The organism is Chelativorans sp. J32 (genome assembly GCF_000518985.1).
In the GTDB taxonomy this organism is placed as follows: Bacteria; Pseudomonadota; Alphaproteobacteria; order Rhizobiales; family Rhizobiaceae; genus Chelativorans.
Window position 1 is genome coordinate 25,266 of record NZ_JAEQ01000004.1, and the last position, 17,781, is coordinate 43,046.

The 17,781-nt window shown below is 60.2% G+C and carries 16 protein-coding genes and 1 tRNA gene; 9 read left to right on the forward strand and 8 right to left on the reverse strand.

The window, feature by feature from the left end:
* Both CHEJ32_RS0107410 and hutC (CHEJ32_RS0107415) read right to left on the reverse strand, forming a co-directional pair.
* Positions 1-1,326, reverse strand: coding sequence for a UbiD family decarboxylase (locus CHEJ32_RS0107410; RefSeq protein ID WP_028033292.1), 1,326 nt, complete (start codon positions 1,324-1,326; stop codon positions 1-3).
* The gene (hutC, locus tag CHEJ32_RS0107415) at positions 1,323-2,093 is read right to left on the reverse strand and encodes a histidine utilization repressor (RefSeq protein ID WP_028033293.1); all 771 of its coding nucleotides are present in this window, start codon (positions 2,091-2,093) and stop codon (positions 1,323-1,325) included. The genes CHEJ32_RS0107410 and hutC (CHEJ32_RS0107415) overlap by 4 nt, the downstream gene beginning before the upstream one ends.
* A gap of 349 nt (positions 2,094-2,442) precedes the next feature.
* Here hutC (CHEJ32_RS0107415) and CHEJ32_RS0107420 point away from each other — a divergent pair, with 349 nt between their 5' ends.
* The 7 genes from CHEJ32_RS0107420 to CHEJ32_RS0107450 all read left to right on the forward strand — a co-directional run bounded on the left by CHEJ32_RS0107420 (position 2,443) and on the right by CHEJ32_RS0107450 (position 10,093).
* The gene (locus CHEJ32_RS0107420; protein ID WP_028033294.1) at positions 2,443-3,933 is read left to right on the forward strand and encodes an aldehyde dehydrogenase; all 1,491 of its coding nucleotides are present in this window, start codon (positions 2,443-2,445) and stop codon (positions 3,931-3,933) included.
* 15 nt (positions 3,934-3,948) lie between these two features.
* A complete protein-coding gene (locus tag CHEJ32_RS0107425) occupies positions 3,949-5,652 on the forward strand; it encodes a thiamine pyrophosphate-binding protein (RefSeq protein ID WP_028033295.1) in 1,704 nt (567 codons plus the stop codon).
* Between the two features lie 103 nt (positions 5,653-5,755).
* Complete coding sequence (locus tag CHEJ32_RS0107430; RefSeq protein ID WP_028033296.1) at positions 5,756-6,778, forward strand: ABC transporter substrate-binding protein; 1,023 nt, start codon at positions 5,756-5,758, stop codon at positions 6,776-6,778.
* Between the two features lie 102 nt (positions 6,779-6,880).
* Entirely contained in the window at positions 6,881-7,972 is a 1,092-nt protein-coding gene (locus CHEJ32_RS0107435) for an ABC transporter ATP-binding protein (RefSeq protein WP_028033297.1), read from the forward strand.
* Positions 7,969-8,829, forward strand: a complete 861-nt coding sequence (locus CHEJ32_RS0107440) for an ABC transporter permease (protein ID WP_028033298.1) — start codon at positions 7,969-7,971, stop codon at positions 8,827-8,829. Before CHEJ32_RS0107435 ends, CHEJ32_RS0107440 begins: the two co-directional genes overlap by 4 nt.
* On the forward strand, positions 8,826-9,620 hold the full coding sequence (locus CHEJ32_RS0107445) for an ABC transporter permease (protein ID WP_028033299.1): 795 nt from the start codon (positions 8,826-8,828) through the stop codon (positions 9,618-9,620). Before CHEJ32_RS0107440 ends, CHEJ32_RS0107445 begins: the two co-directional genes overlap by 4 nt.
* A gap of 92 nt (positions 9,621-9,712) precedes the next feature.
* Positions 9,713-10,093 carry a RidA family protein gene (locus CHEJ32_RS0107450; RefSeq protein WP_028033300.1) on the forward strand — a complete coding sequence of 127 codons (381 nt, stop codon included), beginning with the start codon at positions 9,713-9,715 and terminating at the stop codon, positions 10,091-10,093.
* A gap of 94 nt (positions 10,094-10,187) precedes the next feature.
* On the opposite strand, the gene hutC (CHEJ32_RS0107455) is transcribed toward CHEJ32_RS0107450, so the two are convergent.
* Together hutC (CHEJ32_RS0107455) and CHEJ32_RS26160 are read right to left on the reverse strand one after the other, a co-directional pair.
* Positions 10,188-10,988: a histidine utilization repressor gene (gene hutC, locus CHEJ32_RS0107455; RefSeq protein ID WP_051469538.1), complete on the reverse strand. Its 801-nt coding sequence runs from the start codon at positions 10,986-10,988 to the stop codon at positions 10,188-10,190.
* Between the two features lie 382 nt (positions 10,989-11,370).
* A complete protein-coding gene (locus tag CHEJ32_RS26160; RefSeq protein WP_028033302.1) occupies positions 11,371-11,625 on the reverse strand; it encodes a hypothetical protein in 255 nt (84 codons plus the stop codon).
* Here CHEJ32_RS26160 and CHEJ32_RS26165 point away from each other — a divergent pair.
* Entirely contained in the window at positions 11,602-11,883 is a 282-nt protein-coding gene (locus CHEJ32_RS26165) for a hypothetical protein (protein WP_028033303.1), read from the forward strand. The genes CHEJ32_RS26160 and CHEJ32_RS26165 overlap by 24 nt on opposite strands.
* 910 nt (positions 11,884-12,793) lie before the next feature.
* Positions 12,794-13,639, forward strand: a complete 846-nt coding sequence (locus tag CHEJ32_RS0107480) for an aldo/keto reductase (protein ID WP_028033305.1) — start codon at positions 12,794-12,796, stop codon at positions 13,637-13,639.
* Between the two features lie 205 nt (positions 13,640-13,844).
* Here the strand turns inward: CHEJ32_RS0107480 and CHEJ32_RS0107485 are convergent.
* The 4 genes from CHEJ32_RS0107485 to betI all read right to left on the reverse strand — a co-directional run bounded on the left by CHEJ32_RS0107485 (position 13,845) and on the right by betI (position 17,715).
* Positions 13,845-13,921 (reverse strand) — tRNA-Pro (locus CHEJ32_RS0107485).
* Positions 13,922-14,004: 83 nt separating this feature from the next.
* A complete protein-coding gene (betB, locus tag CHEJ32_RS0107490) occupies positions 14,005-15,468 on the reverse strand; it encodes a betaine-aldehyde dehydrogenase (protein ID WP_028033306.1) in 1,464 nt (487 codons plus the stop codon).
* Positions 15,469-15,482: 14 nt separating this feature from the next.
* The gene (betA, locus tag CHEJ32_RS0107495; protein WP_028033307.1) at positions 15,483-17,135 is read right to left on the reverse strand and encodes a choline dehydrogenase; all 1,653 of its coding nucleotides are present in this window, start codon (positions 17,133-17,135) and stop codon (positions 15,483-15,485) included.
* On the reverse strand, positions 17,128-17,715 hold the full coding sequence (betI, locus tag CHEJ32_RS0107500; RefSeq protein WP_028033308.1) for a transcriptional regulator BetI: 588 nt from the start codon (positions 17,713-17,715) through the stop codon (positions 17,128-17,130). The genes betA and betI overlap by 8 nt, the downstream gene beginning before the upstream one ends.
* Between the last annotated feature and the right edge of the window lie 66 nt (positions 17,716-17,781).

Consider the following 17,781-nt stretch of genomic DNA (forward strand, 5'->3'; position numbering starts at 1 on the left):
TCAGGCACCAGGGAACCAGTCGGAGAGGCGGATGTCATCGACCATGCGCAGGCGCTTGCGCTCGAATTCCTTCTCACGTCCCCAGGGCTTGGTGGCATCGACCAGGAGACGGCCCCAATGATCCTTGGCCTCGTCGCGATAGAAGGAGGGCGTTTCCGGAATGATCATCATGTCCTTGTCGGGGCGGCAGCGGGTCAGGATAGCCCATTGGACATCGTCCATGTCGTAGATGTCCACATCGGTATCGACGACGGTGATCTGCTTTGCCCAGATCGGCTCCGCGCCGATCGTCGCGAGCATCACCTGGCGGGCATGACCTTCGAACTGCGGTTCGATCTGTATGATGGCATGGTTCACGAAGGGCTGGCAGGTGACGTTGACGATGCCCGGAAGCGCAGCGCTCAGACGCTGGTAGATATTGGCCGAGACGGAAAGTTCCAGCGTCAGCACTTCTTCGGGCGAGCCGCAGAGGATCGAGTGGAACATCGCGTCCTTACGTACGGTGACGCCCAGCACCTCGAATACGGCGTTGGGACCTACGGGGACATAGTAACCCATGAACTCGCCGAAGGGACCTTCGGGCCGGCGTTCGTTGGGTAGGAAACGCCCCTCGATCACCACCTCGGTCTCGGCGGGAACCTCAAGGTCGATATGGTTGCACTTGCGCATCGGGATCGGGCGCCCGCGCAGACGGGCTGCAACCTCCAACTCGTCCACGTCGTAAGGCAATGGCGCAGCCGCGGTCAGAAATGCATGAGCGGGCGGTCCGACCAGCATCGCCGCCTCAAGCGGCTTGCCCATCTTCTCGGCCTTCTCGTGGTAGATGGTCAGATGATGGCGCGGAGCGAGGCGGCAACGCAACTCGCCGTCATTGATATACATGGAACGGTGGTAAGAGAGGTTTCCAACACCGGTCTCCGGGTCCTTGGCGATGAACATTGCCGAGGTGAAATAGGGGGCGCCATCACGGTCGGAATAGGTGATCAGCGGCAGGTCCGAAAGCCTGACCTCCTCATACCCGGGCGTCGCGGTGGCAGGAACGAGCGGCTCCTTCATCTCGGCGGAGCCGAGCGAGGACAGCTTGCTCCATTGCCGGCAGAAGTCACCCGCATCGATCCCGATCACCTCGCCCAGCCGCTCTCGGGTGCTGTAGACATTGGTGACTACCGGAAAGCGGGTGCCCTTCACATTGGTGAACATCACCGGCTTCGCCCATTTCTTTTGGGCCAAATGGGTGACCGCAGCCAACTCGTGCGCGGGATCGATCTCGCGTTCGACGACCAGCAGGTCGCCACGTTCCTGCAGTTTACGGACGAATTCTCTCATGCGAGGCTCCTCGTAGTGGACCTGGCGGCCCTTGCTGGAGTGGTGGCGATGCGGTTCGTGCGCGCCTCATGGGTCGAGCGCAGGCGATAGCGATCGCCGGGATAAAAGAAGCGGCTGCGGGTCACTGGAATTCCTTCGCGCCACGTGGAGCGGTCGAGCAGCAGGCACGGCTGGTTGATGTCGATCTGCAGATATTGACGCGTTTCCTCATCGGCACGGATGGCGCGGATCGTGTTGTCGACCATCGTCACCGAGGTCTCGCGCAGGAGCCAGGCATGCGGCGTCGTTCTTGAGAAATCCTGCTCGATATAAGCCGGGGCCTCAGCGCCGTTGACATAGCGATCTTCAAGCTGGATCGGCGTACCGTCTTCTAGATGCAGGAGGCGGGAGTGGAAGACTGGCTCCCCGGGCGGGAGCTGAAGCATGTTGCGCCCGGGGCTGTCCTTGTCCAGGACCTCATGCTCAATGACGAGACAGCTATGCACGCCGCCGGAGAGGGCCACTTCCTCGGAAATATCCGAAAGGTTGAATACCGCGCATTGCGTGCGGGGGCCGATCACAAACGTGCCCCGACCCTGGACGCGAATGAGTACTCCGTCGGCCTGAAGCTCCCGTAGCGCACGGCGCACAGTCAGGCGTGAGGCGCCGAACTCCCCGGCCAGCTCATCCTCGGAGGGCAGCTGGAAATTGGCCGGCCATTCTTCGGTTTCGATCCGCCGGTCGATTGCGCTCTTAATCTGCTCATAAAGGGGTAGGTCGGAGGGCACGTGTGCGTCCAAAAATGATATCACTATGGTTGGCAAACATACACATATGATCCTTGTTCTAAAATCAAGCCATTTTTGCTGCCTTCCAGAAAACCCGCATTTCGGCCTGAAAGTCCTCCCTGGTGCGGAAAAGTTGCTCATTTTTTAAGCGTCCACGGGATCATTCCCGGCGGAGTGCCCATTTTTTAGGCGGATATGAATATGAATTTATACCAACAGATTTGGTATTGACAGGGGAGTTATAAATATCATTTTGTATCTAAACAGACGTTATTAATGCGCCATTGGCGCGGCCACGCATTGCCTCGGTGCTATGACCCCGATCCGGCATTGCGAGAGGGGAGAGGTCATGTCCGCCGAAAGTCTACCGAAACTGTCCATGTATATTGACGGCCAGTGGGTTCCGCCCGCTTCTGGTGAATATATCGAGACGGTCGATCCCTTCACGGGCGCGCCTTGGGCGTTGATCCCGCGCGGCAATGCCGAGGATGCTGATCGAGCGATCCAAGCCGCTCACCGGGCCTTCACCCAGGGCCCGTGGGGGAAGATGCATCCCACCGATCGCGCCCGCATTATCCAGCGCTTCGCCTCGCTGATCGAGGAGCATGCGGATTCTCTCGCTGAGATCGAAGTGCGGGACAATGGCCGCCTTCTCGAGGAGATGAGGCATCAGATCCGGTACATCCCCCGCTGGTATCACTACTACGCCGGCTATGCCGATAAGATCGAAGGGACCGTTCATCCCTGCGACAAACCGGCATTGAGCTTCTCGCGCCATGAGCCGTTGGGTGTCTGCGTCGGAATCGTTCCCTGGAACGCGCCGCTCCTGTTGTTCTCCCTCAAGGCGGCCCCGGCGCTGGCCGCGGGGAACACATTGGTTATGAAGCCTGCAGAATTCACTTCGGCCACCGCGCTCAAGCTGATGGAGTTGGTGGAGAAGGCGGGCTTCCCCGCCGGCGTCATCAACGTGGTTACAGGCTATGGCCCGGAGGTCGGGGAGCCGCTGGTCATCCATCCTTTGACGCGGCATCTCGGCTTCACCGGTTCAACCAAGACCGGCTCCTATCTCTATTCGCTCGCGGCGAAGGATGTGAAGCGGGTGAGTCTGGAGCTGGGCGGCAAATCCCCGAACATCGTCTTCGGCGATGCAAATCTCGACAATGCGGTGCGCGGCGTGGTCGGAGGTATTTTCGGTGCCGTGGGTCAGACCTGCATCGCAGGCTCCAGGCTCCTCGTGCATCGCTCGATTCACGACGAGTTCCTGGAGAAGCTCGCGGCTTTCACGAAGACTGCCCGCGTGGGCGACCCGCGGAAGGTCGAAACACAGATCGGCCCTATTGCCAACAAAATGCAATATGACCGTGTGCTCGGCTATATCGACATCGCGCGTCAGGAGGGGGCCGAACTTATCCTTGGTGGCAAGCGCCCTGATCTGGAGGAGTGCCGAACCGGCCTTTTCATTGAACCCACGATCTTCGCGGGTGTGAACAACGATATGCGTATTGCGCGTGAAGAGGTCTTTGGGCCTGTCCTGGCCGCAATACCTTTCGATGAACCGGAAGAGGCCCTGGCCATCGCCAATGATAGCGAATTCGGGCTCGCGGCCGGAATCTGGACGGCCGACATGCGGCTCGCGTTGAAAATGTCGGAGCGCCTGGAGGCCGGCAGCGTCTGGGTCAACACCTACCGGGATATTTCCTACACGACCCCCTTTGGCGGCTACAAGAAGAGCGGCATCGGCCGTGAGAATGGCGTGGCGGGCATTTATGAGTATCTGCAGACCAAGGCCGTTTGGCTCTCGACGGCGGAAGAGATCGCCAATCCCTTTGTCATTGGATGACGCGCGGGTGAAATGATGAGAAAAGGCGCCGAGATCCTCGCCGACGAACTTGCCCTGAATGGGGTCGATATCGTCTATCACGTCCCGGGCGAGAGCTTTCTCGTCGCGCTCGATGCGCTGGCCACTCGCCACCCGGGAATTCGCTCCATCAGCTGCCGCCACGAGAATGGAGCGGCACAGATGGCCGAGGCCCATGGCAAACTCACCGGCAGGCCGGGGGTGGCCTTTGTAACCCGCAGCCCCGGGGCGACCAATGCCGTGAACGGGGTGCATACGGCGTTTCAGGATTCCTCACCGATGATCCTGATCGTAGGGCAGGTCAAGCGCTCGATATTAGAGCGCGAAGCGTTCATGTCCTACGACTTTCGCACCATGTTCGCCCCCATGACGAAATGGGTGGGGCAGATCGACGATCCGGCGCGCATTCCGGAATTCGTCCAGCGCGCATGGACCACCGCACTTTCAGGACGCAAGGGACCCGTGGTCCTGGTTGTTCCGGAGGATGTGCTTGAGGAAATGAGTGATGTCGCGCCCTCGGTTCGTCCCGCCGCGCCTTCCCATGCCGGCACGCCGCGGGAGGAGGATCTGCAGCAGATCTTCGCGATGCTGGCCGATGCGAAGAAGCCGCTCGTGGTCGTCGGTGGTTCGGATTGGAGCGAGGCCGCCCGCGAGGATATCCAGCGCTTTGCGACCGTTCATGGCCTGCCAGTCGTGACTACCTTCCGGCGACGCGACATCATCGACCACCGGCTGGATTGCTATGTGGGCGAGATCGGCATTGGCTCGAATCCGGCGCTTCTGGCTCACATCCGCGAGACCGATTTCATCCTGATGCTAAACGACGCGCTAAGCGATGTGAACACGATCGGCGCGGGCTACATGGAGGGTTTCACCCTCTTCTCGATCCCGCATCCGAAGCAGAAGGTCGTTCATGTCATGGCCGATCACGGTGACCTGAACCGGGTCTTCCAGGTCGATCTGGCGCTGGTGGCGGACAACGATGCCTGTGCCCGGGCGTTGGCGGCATATCCGGCTTCTCCGCGCCCTGAACATCGGGAATGGTGCGGGAAATTGCGAGCGACATTGATGGAGGAGCGCGTACCTCAGCCGTGCCCCGGCGATATAGACCTGCCGGGCGTGATGGGCTGGCTGCGTAAGCGCTTACCCGAGGATGCCATCGTCACCAACGGCGTAGGCGCCTACGCTACCTGGAGCCAGCGTTATTTCCCGCATTATCGCTTGCACACCCAACTCGGCCCGATCAGCGGCTCGATGGGATATTCGCTGCCTGCAGCGATCTCGGCCAAGATCGCATATCCCGAGCGGGTGGTGGTGGATTTTGTCGGCGACGGTTGCTTCCAGATGAGCAGCGAAGAACTGGCGACCGCGGTCCAATATGGCGCAAACATCATCATCGTCCTCTACAACAACGGGCTCTACGGCACGATCCGCATCCATGAGGAGAACCGGCTGGAGGGACGTGCCAACGGCACCGATCTCGTCAACCCGGATTTCCTGATGCTCGCCAAGGCCTATGGCGCGCATGGCGAGCGCGTTACCAAAACCGAGGAATTCGCACCTGCCTTCGAGCGCTGTCTTGCAGCTGGAAAGCCCGCTCTCATCGAAATGGTGATCGACCCTGAAGCGATCCACTGCCGCTATTCCCTTAGCGATCTGCGCGCACGACGTGAGGCCAGAGCGCGAGAGAGAGGAGCTTGAACGCGGCAGGACATTGGAATTTGCCGAGCCCGACGCAGAAGCGGGCCGGTGCAAGATCGACGGAAGAGATCCGCTCGATCAACCACCCCCCAGAGGAGTTAAGATGAAAACCAGACATATCCTTACAGGCCTCGCTCTTTCGGTCGCCTGGGTCGGAACCGCGGCTGCCGATGATTGCATGCTCCGCGTCACCACCTGGGGCGGCAGCTACCAGGCGACGTATGAGTCGGTCGCGGCTGCATTCGAGGAAAAATACGACTGCAAGATCGAATGGGTTGTGGGCGCAAGCCCGGATCACCTGATCAAAGCTCGCCTCGGCCAGGTTGATGTGGTGACGAACACGCTGCTGAATTCGATCGCGGGCGAGAAGGAAGGCCTCTGGCTGCCTCTCGATCCAGCCAAGATTCCCAACATGGCCAATCTTTACGAGAACGCCGTGTATTCCGAACATACGGTCTTTGCGAATGTCGGTGACTATGTTCTCGCCTACAACACGGACAAGATCTCCGAACCGCCGGCCAGCTGGGACGATCTTTGGAAACCCGACTATAAAAACAGCGTCGTGATTTATGGCGTCGATCACATCCCGACGCTGAGCCTATTGGTGATGAAGGCCGAGCAGAACGGCGGTAGCATCGACAACATCGATCCGGGCATTGACCGGATGGCCGAACTGATCAAGAGCGGCAATCTGATCGGCATGCTCGATGTGGAAAGCCAGATGGTCTCGCTCTTCGAGACAGGCGATGCTTCGATCGGCATGCTGGCCACCGGCCGAATGAAGGATCTGCTCTCGAAGGGCGCGAAGAACGTCAAGTTCGTGCGGCCTGAGGAAGGCACTTTCCCGCTTATCACGAGCGTGAATATCCATAAGGATACTCCCAATCCCGACATGGCGGCGAATTTCGTGAACTATATCCTCAGCCCCGAGGTACAGGTTGCCTTCGCCACCCGCAATTTATATGCACCGACGGTGAAGAATGCCGAAGTGCCGGAGGATTTCGAGTTCCGCGAGCTTCTCGTGCTAAATGAAGCCTTCGGCCGTCTCTACTTGCCCGATCAGGAAAAGATCACCGCCAACAAGGCCGACTGGCAGCAACGGCTGAACCAGAAGGCCAGGCGCTAACAGAAAAATGCCGGGGCGGCCCCGATGTCGGGCCGCCCCGCCTCGCAATATCCTAAGAGAACTTATGCCAATGGCCCGCGTAGCGCTGAGATGAAGCACAGCATGTCTAATGATGCCATTCAAGTCCTGGGAGTCATCAAGCGCTACGGCGCGACGACGGCCGTCGACAATGTCTCCTTCAATGTCGCCCAAGGCGAATTCGTCTCGCTCCTCGGACCCAGTGGCTGCGGCAAAACCACGACGCTCAGGATGATCGCGGGATTCATCGAGCCTTCTGGCGGGGTACTCCGCGTCCATGATCGCGATGTCACTCACCTGCCGCCCAACAAGCGCGACCTGGGCTTCGTCTTCCAGAATTATGCGCTCTGGCCGCATATGACAGTGGCCGAGAATGTGGGATTCGGTCTGAAGCTGCGGAAGAAGAGCCGCGCCTTCATTCGCGACAAGATCGCGGAATCTCTCTCCGTGACGGGCCTGTCGGGCTATGAGGACCGGTTGCCCCGCCAGCTGTCGGGCGGCCAGCAGCAGCGGGTGGCTCTGGCGCGCGCGCTTGCGCTCGAGCCGCAGGTCCTGCTGATGGACGAGCCGCTCTCCAATCTCGATCGCGCACTACGCGTTACCATGCGGCGTGAGCTCAAGGAGCTGCAGGCGCGGATGAAGATGACCACGCTGTACGTGACGCATGATCAAGAAGAAGCGCTGTCGCTGTCGAACCGCGTCGTGATCATGAACAGGGGAAAGGTCGAACAGGTCGCCGCGCCGTACGAGCTCTATGAAAATCCCGCAACGAGCTTCGTCGCCGATTTCGTCGGCGTAACGAATTTCCTCGAGGGTACGGCGCTCGGCATGGATGGAAAATCGGTGGGCGTGAAACTGGCCTCGGGGCAGGTTCTCCGCGCGATCGCAAAGGAGGCAGTCACCTCGGGTACCCAGGTGCGCGCGCTGATCCGGCCGGAGCGGGTGACGCTTATGACCGCGTCTATCGAAGGCGAGAACGTGCTGACTGGCCGCGTCATCCTCTCCGAATATTTCGGGGCTGTGCTCCGCTATTCGGTGCAGCTCGACAGCGGCGAGGTTCTGCGCTCGGAGGTCCACAATTTCGACGGCTTCATCGAGGATGGCGCCAGGGTGTGGATTTGCGTCCTGCCGGAGCATTTGCGCGTGATTCCCCAAGAAACGGCAGCGCTGACATGATCCGGCGCATTCTTCCCCCTCTGGCGCCGGCTTTGATCGCGCTGCTGATCTTCGTCGCCTTCCCGATGCTTTGGGTTCTGCGCACCAGTTTCAACGAATTGGCCGGCGGAGCCTATGTCGTCGATGCGCTGACGCTCGATAACTACACCCGGTTTCTTGGCGACCCCTGGTATCTCGTCAATACGCTGTGGTTCTCGATCCGAATTGCCATTGTCACCACGGTTATTTCGGTGGTCTGCGCCTATCCGGTCGCGCTCTATATCGCAAAGACCACGGGCTTTCAGCGCAACATCCTGATAGCGCTGATCATGGCACCGCTCCTGATCGGCCTCGTGACACTGGTCTATGGCTGGATCGTGATTTTCAGGGGAGGCGGGCTGCTAAACTCGCTGATGATCGCACTCAGGATCTATGACGACCCGGTCCGCTATATGTGGGACATCAAGGGCGTGGTGATCCTGCTCGTTTATATCGGCACGCCATATGTGGTGCTTTCTCTCCTCGATTCGATCGAGCGGATCAGCCCCTTCCTCGTCGAGGCGGCGCGCAATGTTGGTGCCAGTCGTTGGACCGCCTTCTGGAAGATCGTGTTCCCGATGACCATGCCCGGGCTTTATGCAGGGCTTGTCATCGTCTTCTCGCTGAATTTCTCGGCATTTGCGGTGCCGCTGATGGTCGGCGACAGCAATACGCAGATGATCGGGCTGATCGTCTATCGAGAGGCGTTGCTGAACAACGATTTGCCCTTCGCGTCTGCGTTGTCGGTAATCATGGTGGCGGTAAATGCGCTGATACTTGCCGGGATGGCCGCGCTGTTCGGGCGCCTGATACTCAATCGACTGGAGGCAAAGCGGTGATCCGGCTGGACCTTGGCACAGCCGCGCTACGGCTCATTACGCTGCTCATGATGGCTTTTCTGGTTTTCCCGATCGCGGTGACGCTGGTCGTGGCGGTCAATCCACGTGAGTTCATCCTGCCGCCGAACGGTTTCACGCTCGACTGGTTCAAAGCGGCCTGGAGTTCGCAAACCTTCCTGCGCGGCATGGGGGTAAGCCTCGTGCTCGGGATCTCGGCAGCCTTCCTCGCCAATGCGCTTGCGCTGCCGGCCGCCATGGCGCTGGTGCGCAACAATTTCGCGGGCAAGGCGGCGATCAACATCGTCCTCATGTCGCCATTGCTGATCCCGACGACGATTTTCAGTCTTGCGCTCTACATCTATTTCGTGCGAATCGGCTATGGGTCAGGCCTTGTGCCGCTGCTGGTGGGCCATACCATTCACATCATGCCCTATGCGCTGCGGATCCTGACGGCGAGCTTGCATAATCTCGATCCGTCCTATGAAGAGGCGGCCGCTATTGTTGGGGCAGGGCGCATCCGGACGTTGTTCTCGGTGACGCTGCCGGTCATCCGCACAGGACTGGTGTCGAGTTTCGCGCTTTGCTTCATCCTGTCCTGGAATGACTTCCCGATTTCGGTATTCCTGGCCCCGCCGGGCTGGACACCGCTGCCGGTTGAGCTCTTCTCTTATATCAAGTTCCAATATGATGCCGTCGCAGCGGCGCTGGCGAGCTCACTGATCCTGCTATCGGCGCTAGCCATTGTAATCATCGATCGATTGGCGGGATTGCGTCGCGTCGTGCGATCCTAAGCGACCATAGCCGGGCATCTAGAGAATGTCCGGCACTATCCCCGACCTTGTAGCCGCGGGCGCTCGCCATGGGTGCAGCAAAGGAGACATTCGTGAAAAACCGTATATTCGCCGGCGTTCCTTCCGAGGAGGCCGCAGGTTATGCGAAGGCTGTTATCGATGGCACAACCATCCATGTTTCGGGCACGACCGGACGCGATCCTGCTTCCGGAGCTTTCCCCGAGGACGCGGGCCAGCAAGCGAGGAATTGCCTTGCCTCGATCGATGCGGCTTTGCGACAGGCCGGAGCGAGCCTCTCGAACGCGGTCGTCTGCAGGGTCTATGTTGTCGACCAGGCCACTGCGGCCGAGGTGACGCCCGTGCTGGGCGAGGTCTTCCGCGATATTCGGCCGACGAACACCCTGTTGATTTGCCAAATCCCCGCTCCAGGCGCGAAGGTGGAAATCGAGATTACAGCCTCGATTGCTGCGTAATTTGATTGAACCTATAGCGCGGCAGCCGGGGGCTGGGGGCTGGCTGCCGCCTTTCGAAGACGATCGTCCGGCGGTTTACACAAGCTGACCGTCTCTATCGAATTCTCCTCGAGGACCCGGACGGTGTAAGTGCGGCTCTGTGCGCGCCCGGTGCTGCGGTTGCCTCATGGGCGCTGCGCAGCCGATAACGGTCACCTGGATAAAGAAAGCGGCTGCGCGTGACCGGAACGTCGCCGCACCACGTGCGCCGGTCGACCAGAAGGCAGGGTTGATTGGCATCGATCTGAAGGAGCGCGCATGCTTCCTCGTCCGGCCGGATAGCGCGGATCGTATTGTCTATGAAGGTGACTTCGGTTGTGCCCAGCAGGTAGGCATGCGGGGTTATGCGCGTGAAATCCTGCTTCAGGTAGTCTGGTGCCATGGCTGCGTTGACGAAGCGGTCTTCAAGCTGAATGGGGGTACCGTCCTCGGTGTGAAGCAGGCGTGAATGATAGACCGTCGCTCCTGGCCCGACCGGCAGCAGATTGGCCAAGGGACTGTCCGACGGGAGCGCGCCAAGCGACACGACGCGGCTCAGGTGAACCCCGCCGCTTTCTTCGATTTCCTCGGACACGTCCTGGAGGTTGAAGATTGCGCATTGCATGCGCGGTCCGATGACAAAAGTGCCGCGGCCTTGGATGCGGACCAGCATTCCCTCGGTCTGCAGTTCGCGCAGCGCGCGGCGGACCGTTAGACGTGAAGCGCCGAACTCGGCCGCCAAAATTTCCTCTCCCGGAACCTGAAAGTCGGCAGGCCATTCCTGCTGTTGGATGCGCTTCTCAATCGCCATCTTGATCTGCTCATAGAGCGGCTGACCGGATTGGCTCACATTCTCTCCTTCGGGATTCACACCCATGGGCCGGACTTCCGGCACCCTAGCTTTATTTAGACCAGCTTGTTGCATAGTCCCTAGCGCAATAACACACTTCTTAAGACTAATAGTGATATCATTAGTCGCAGAAAAGAGGCTTCGTCTGTGGGGCGATTGAGGAACGCGGCCCGGCGATCCTCTGGGGGGAGCGAACCGTTCCAGCGTGCGTATTGAGGAGCACGGCTGCGGGCGGCCACTTTAACGATCTGAAGCGAGTGAACGCGCATCTTATATCCGTCGCCTATCCCATACTCGACGGCATCGGCGCCTGAGTGACACCCGCCTCCGCCCGGCATCGGACCTGTAGGCGAGCTGAGCGCAGCCGATCCCCGCTTCCGCCGCGACGAAGGCTTGGTGCAATCGTTCCTCAGCGGGGTTCGTCGTTCAATGATGGAGACTCGGAGATCCATAGACGAATACGACCGCGTCCCGTGCGGATGAGCTGGATGGGGGCCGCCTTCTCTTCGAGCCGCCGCCGCAGGAGAAGAAGTCGCGTTTCGAGGTTGTCCTTGTAATCGGGCAGGCGCAGCTTATTCGTCAGGCGGATCTCCCTGTTGGTGAATTCCGTCCGCCCTTCGCGCAGGTAGCGGCGCAGGAGATGGACGAGCAGGCGGCCCGCCACCCCTTTGATGATATACTCGTTTTCGATGAAGATGCTGTCATCATAGGGATGATGGATGACCTGGAACGGGCGCCCCGCCGGTTGGGAAACTTCCGTGGAGGGGAGGGCGGCAGCGACTCCCTCTCCAACCTCGCTTTCGGCGAGCGTGATCGCCCCTGCAGCCTGCGCGGCAATAATGGCGAGCGCGGCCTGATCTTCTCGCGTGAAGGCGAAGCGTTTCTGGCTTTCTACAAAGAGAACTCCCCCAGGAGCCCATGAGCGACCATCGGCAATGCCATTTGACTCATGGCCTCAGGCAATCCCGGCAGTTGGATGGTGCGGGTGCGGTTTTCCTCGGCAACCGGGGTGCGGATGCGGAGCCGAAGCGCCGCACACGGCTCATATCGCTCACCCGTAGGGAACGGCATTCCGCCGCTGCAGTCCCGATCAGGCCTTTCCCAATGGCGACCTCGGAACCGACGCCCGTGCGCTCATAGCCGCGACTCCGGAAAGTGCGGAAACGGCCAGCATCCTCATGACGGCCAATACCGGCCAGCCGGTCAAGACGGACATCTCGCTAAAGGGATTTGCAGCCGCCTATCGCCGATTGATTGAACTGGCCGCAGACTGAAGACAAAGGGCACGGAGCCAGTCATTAGGCGGGTCTCGATCCCAGCTGCCACAGAGCACGCCTGGCTGACCTCCACACCCCTGACATGGCGGCTGGGCAGTGCGGCATCTATCGTCCGGGCGCTCGTGCCGCGCCACATTTACCAGCGGCTCGAAAGGGCGGGGTTTACCGCCTCGGCCGCCCCACGGCAGCTCCGGCCTTTCGCGATGATAACATCGAGCTCGGCCCTGACAGCCCGTGCATCGGCCAGCATATGACGGGCTGGCGAACGAACCTGCGACATCGAATGGAACTTCGGCGGCAGGCGCCAGCTTGGAGTCGAGGTCTTGAGGAACTTCAACAGGAACGCAAACATGCACCGCCCCCGGCAAACATATCGATAGGTGTCGCGTTTGGGACGATAACTGTTTGCAGCTTTGCTCTACCTCAATGCGGTAGCGGAGGCTTCAGTTCGGTGCAAACAGACCTCTGAAATAAAGCCTTGCATAAGGCTACCCGTCATCCGCTTAAGGCACGAGGCGCCGCACAGGACTCGAAAACAATACGATCGGAAATCGAATGGCAGCTGATATTCCTACAACACCTTTGCCATCCGGCGAGCAGGTTCCCGTATTGGGGCAGGGGACCTGGTTCATGGGTGAGGATAGACGCCGGCGCGACCAAGAGGCCGACGCGTTGAGGCTCGGCATCGATCTGGGAATGACATTGATCGACACAGCCGAAATGTATGCGGATGGCGGAGCGGAGGCAGTCGTTGGCGACGCGATCAATGGACGGCGCGACAAGATTTTCCTTGTGAGCAAGGTGCTGCCCTCGAATGCGTCTCGGCAGGGCACCATCCGCGCCTGTGACAACAGCCTCAAGCGCTTGAAATGCGAGACGATCGATCTTTACCTGCTTCATTGGCGCGGCGGTTACCCATTGGAAGAGACCATCGCCGGCTTTGAAGACCTCAGGCAGGCCGGAAAGATCAGGCATTGGGGCGTCAGCAATTTCGATACCGATGACATGGAGGAACTCGTCCTTGCCCCGGGTGGCCACCACGTCGCCACCAACCAGATCCTCTACAACCTTACGCGACGCCGACCCGAATTTGATCTGATGCCATGGTGCCGGGAACGAAAGATACCCCTCATGGCATATTCACCGATCGAGCAAGGAAGGCTGCTTGGGAACAAGGTGCTTGGTAACATTGCCAAGGAATGCGATACCACGCCGGCGGCCGTGGCGCTCGCATGGGTGTTAAGCCGCGAGGGCATCATCGCGATTCCGAAATCGAGCAACCCCGTTCACCTTCGCGAAAACCGGAAGGCCGTCGACCTCAAGCTCTCAGCGGAGCAAATCGCAACGCTGGACCACGCTTTTGCTGCGCCAACGCGTAAGGTGCAGCTCGAAATGCTTTAGGCAGAACGAATAAGGAGGCGGCGCGAGGTCTTTCTAAGGAGTATCCCGACGATCCCGGTTCAGATCACTTCTTCCGAACCTGCGCGGGTGGGCTTCTCGCATGCCATATCGAAGAGCCCGTAACCGAATGGCAGAATCGAAGAAGTCCGTCTGTGGGGGATTCAGTGAGGCTGCGAACCCAACGCTGTTAAGTTCATGATTTGGCTGGTCGGAGTGGCAGGATTTGAACCTGCGACCCCCTCGTCCCGAACGAGGTGCGCTACCAGACTGCGCTACACTCCGCAACCAGACGGCGGGCTTATAACTGTCGAATGTAAGCTTCGCAAGCCGAAACGATGTAAACACCGACTAAAATCGCATCGCGATCAATAGGGACTCGCAACGTCGCCGGTCTCCACATAGACCGACTTGATCTGTGAATATTGGTCGAGTGCCGCAAGGGCGTTCTCCCTCCCGATTCCCGAATTCTTCATGCCTCCAAAAGGAAGCTCGATCGGCGTCAGATTGTAATTGTTGATCCAGCAGGTACCCGCCTGCAATTCTGCGACCACGCGGTGTGCGCGCGAAAGGTCGCGCGTGAAGACACCGGCGGCGAGGCCGAATTCCGTGTCATTGGCGCGGGCGATCACCTCGTCTTCCGTCTCGAATGTGAATACGCACATGACCGGCCCGAAGATCTCCTCGCGCGCGATTCGCATGCCGTCGTGGACTTCGGTGAAAATCGTTGGTTCAACGAAAAAGCCGCTCTCGAACCCCTGCAGGCGAGGGGCTGTGCCTCCATAATGGAGCCTTGCACCTTCTTCGCGCCCAATCTCGATATAGGACATCACGCGCTCGCGTTGGGAGGCGGAGATGAGTGGGCCAAGACGCGTATCCGGGTCAAGCGGATCCCCCAAGCGTATCGCGCGCGTGCGCTCCGTGAGCCGGCGGAGGAATTGACCCTGGATGCCCTTCTGCACGAATACGCGCGTGCCGTTGGAGCAGATCTGGCCGGCTGAATAGAAATTGCCGAGCATTGCTCCGCCGACGGCATTTTCCACGTCCGCGTCGTCGAAGACGATGAGCGGCGACTTGCCGCCCAGTTCCATAGTCGCATGCTTCATATTCGCGCCTGCGAGTGCCAGCACTTGTCTGCCGGTTGCGACGGAGCCTGTCAGCGAGATTTTTGCGATGCCGGGATGGCTCGCGAGCGCGGCACCTGTTTTGCCGTCACCCTGGATCACGTTGAAGAGCCCGTCCGGCAGTCCGGCCTCGGTGAGGATTTCCGCCAGTGATAGCGCCGAAAGCGGTGTGTTTTCCGAGGGCTTGAACACCATGGCATTGCCGGCTGCAAGCGCCGGCGCGGCCTTCCAGGCCGCGATCTGGATCGGATAATTCCAGGCTCCGATGCCGACACACACGCCAAGTGGCTCGCGCCTCGTATAGCCGAAGGAGCCGCCAAGATCGATATGGTCGCCATTGTAGGCCGCTATGGCGCAGCCGAAGAATTCGAGCGCGTCGGCCGCCGAGGCGGGGTCGGCGACCAGTGTTTCCCGCAGCGCCTTGCCGGTGTCCAGCGTTTCGAGCCGCGCCAGTTCCTCGTTGCGGGCGCGCAGGATCTCGGCGGCCTTGCGCAGGACGCGGCCGCGCTCCATCGGTTTGACGCGCGCCCAGGCGGCTTGCGCTTCGCGCGCCGATTCGACGGCAAGTTCTATGATGTTGGGCGTGGCCAGATGCAGCCGGGCGATGGTTTCGGCGGTTGCGGGATAAAGCACTTCGAGCGGGCTGCCCTGCGTGTCCTCCACGAAGCTGCCATTGATATAATGCGAGGCCTTTGGCTGTGCGCGCATTCCTGCCTCCTAGCTTACCGGTCCGAATCCTGCCACCGCGGATTGATCCATGGCTGCAGATTAGAGGGAGGCAGGAGCGGTTTGTCCAGAATATGATCGGCGGCCTTTTCGCCCACCATAATGGTGGGAGCGTTGAGATTGCCGTTGGTGATCCGCGGGAAGATCGACGAGTCGGCGACCCTCAGCCCCTCCACGCCGATAACGTTCAAGTTTGGGTCGACGACGCTCATAGGGTCGTCGCGGGCGCCCATTCGGCAGGTGCCGCAGGGGTGATATGCGGTTTCCACATGCTCGCGAACGAAATCGTCAAGTGCCTCGTCCGACTGGATATGGTTTCCCGGCGAGATCTCGTGATCGCAATAGGGAGCGAAGACAGGTTGTGCAAAGATCTCTCGGGTAAGCCTTATACAGCGCCGGAAGTCGGCCCAATCCTCCTCGTGGGACATGTAGTTGAAGCGGATCCTCGGCGGCTCCTTAGGGTCGGGCGAGGCCAGCCTGACAACGCCGCGCGATTTCGACCGCATCGGCCCCACATGGGCCTGGAAACCGTGCACCTTGGCGACAGCCCTGCCGTCATAACGGATTGCCGCGGGGAGGAAGTGGTACTGGATGTCGGGATAATCCACGCCCGCGCCGGATCGCACGAAAGCTGCCGCCTCGAAATGGTTCGTGGAGCCGAGCCCCGATTTGAAGAGCAGCCATTCTATGCCGATCAGTGCCTTTGAAAAAAGGTTCAGGCTGGAATGGAGCGTGATGGGCTTGCGACAGGCCTGCTGGATGTAAAGCTCCAAATGGTCCTGCAGGTTCTGCCCGACGCCCGGCCTGTCCGCCACCACCTCGATGCCGAACCGGCGCAACTCTTCTGCAGGCCCTATGCCTGAAAGCATGAGCAGCTTGGGCGAATTGATCGAGGAGGCGCTTATGATCACTTCACGTCGCGCTTTAATGACCTGAATCGAATTGTGAGCTTCGACCTCGACACCGTCTGCCCGTTGATTCTCGATGCGAACGCGCCGCGCAAAGCCCCTGACGAGACTCACGTTTTTGCGCTTGAGCGCCGGCTTCAGATAAGCATTCGCCGCCGACCAGCGGCGCCCCATATGAATGGTCTGCTCCATCGGCCCGAACCCCTCCTGCTTCGAGCCGTTATAGTCCCCGGTTATCTCGAATCCCGCCTCGCGGCCCGCTTCGATAAAGGTCCGGTAGAGCGGGTTGAGCCGCGTGCCGCGCTGTACATGGAGCGGGCCGTCGGTACCGCGCCAGCCGTCCTCGCCGCCCTTCACGTTCTCCATGCGCTTGAAGTAGGGCAGCACGTCGGCGAAGGACCAGCCCTCGGCGCCGATCTCGGCCCAATGGTCGAAATCGCGCGCGTGTCCGCGCACATAGACCATGCCGTTGATGGAAGACGATCCGCCGATCACCTTGCCGCGCGGGGTGGCGAGCACTCGGCCGCCGAGATGTGGCTCGGGCTCGGTGCGAAAACCCCAATCGTAACGGCGCATATTCATAGGGAAGGAGAGAGCGGCCGGCATCTGAATGAGCGGCCCGAAATCGCTGCCGCCATATTCGATCACAATGACCGAATGCTCTCCGCTCTCGGAAAGCCGATAGGCGAGGGCGCAACCGGCGGATCCCGCACCGACAATTATATAGTCAGCCTCACGCATCGCCGCTGCTTCGCAGCTGCAGGAAGAGATAGTCTTCCACCAGGGCGATGGCGGATTGCGGATCGGGAGGGCCGTCCTTGAGCGCGCGGCGGATATAGAGCCCGTCGATCAGCGCGGCGATACCTTCGGCCGTGCGTTCCGCTTCCGATGCCGGCATGAGGGGCCTAAGAGCGAAGACGAGGTTCGAATGGAGCCGGCGCGCATAGACGCGCAGCAGCCGCCGCAGCGATGACGCGCGCTGGGCCTCCACATAGAAGGTGAGCCATGCGGCGATCACTTCCGGCCGGAACTGCTTTGCGGAAAAGTTCACCTGGATGATGGCGCGCACGCGTTCGTGACCGGAGAGCCCGGAGATTGCATTACGGAGGTCGCGACCAAGCTCCATGAGGACATGGCGCATGCTAGCGAAGATCAGATCTTCCTTGGCGCCAAAATAGTGATGCGCGAGGGCAGGAGACACGCCGGCCCTGCCGGCGATCTCCGCCATGGTGACGTCAAGGGACCCGCGCTCTCCGATAGCATCGATTGCCGCATCGATGAGCGCGCGGCGGCGGAGCGGTTCCATTCCGATCCTGGGCATCGCGGAAGTTTAAATTTAATTGACTGATCAATCAACAACAGTGCGATCCTGGCGCAGAACGAGGGC

What these genes read in the sequence shown, in the direction of transcription:
- CHEJ32_RS0107410 (WP_028033292.1), bottom strand. Translation starts at nt 1,326, where the DNA reads ATGAGAGAATTCGTCCGTAAACTGCAGGAACGTGGCGACCTGCTGGTC.
- CHEJ32_RS0107420 (WP_028033294.1), top strand. Translation starts at nt 2,443, where the DNA reads ATGTCCGCCGAAAGTCTACCGAAACTGTCCATGTATATTGACGGCCAG.
- CHEJ32_RS0107425 (WP_028033295.1), top strand. Translation starts at nt 3,949, where the DNA reads ATGAGAAAAGGCGCCGAGATCCTCGCCGACGAACTTGCCCTGAATGGG.
- CHEJ32_RS0107430 (WP_028033296.1), top strand. Translation starts at nt 5,756, where the DNA reads ATGAAAACCAGACATATCCTTACAGGCCTCGCTCTTTCGGTCGCCTGG.
- CHEJ32_RS0107435 (WP_028033297.1), top strand. Translation starts at nt 6,881, where the DNA reads ATGTCTAATGATGCCATTCAAGTCCTGGGAGTCATCAAGCGCTACGGC.
- CHEJ32_RS0107440 (WP_028033298.1), top strand. Translation starts at nt 7,969, where the DNA reads ATGATCCGGCGCATTCTTCCCCCTCTGGCGCCGGCTTTGATCGCGCTG.
- hutC (WP_051469538.1), bottom strand. Translation starts at nt 10,988, where the DNA reads ATGGGTGTGAATCCCGAAGGAGAGAATGTGAGCCAATCCGGTCAGCCG.
- CHEJ32_RS26165 (WP_028033303.1), top strand. Translation starts at nt 11,602, where the DNA reads ATGGACGAGCAGGCGGCCCGCCACCCCTTTGATGATATACTCGTTTTC.
- CHEJ32_RS0107480 (WP_028033305.1), top strand. Translation starts at nt 12,794, where the DNA reads ATGGCAGCTGATATTCCTACAACACCTTTGCCATCCGGCGAGCAGGTT.
- betB (WP_028033306.1), bottom strand. Translation starts at nt 15,468, where the DNA reads ATGCGCGCACAGCCAAAGGCCTCGCATTATATCAATGGCAGCTTCGTG.
- betA (WP_028033307.1), bottom strand. Translation starts at nt 17,135, where the DNA reads ATGCGTGAGGCTGACTATATAATTGTCGGTGCGGGATCCGCCGGTTGC.
- betI (WP_028033308.1), bottom strand. Translation starts at nt 17,715, where the DNA reads ATGCCCAGGATCGGAATGGAACCGCTCCGCCGCCGCGCGCTCATCGAT.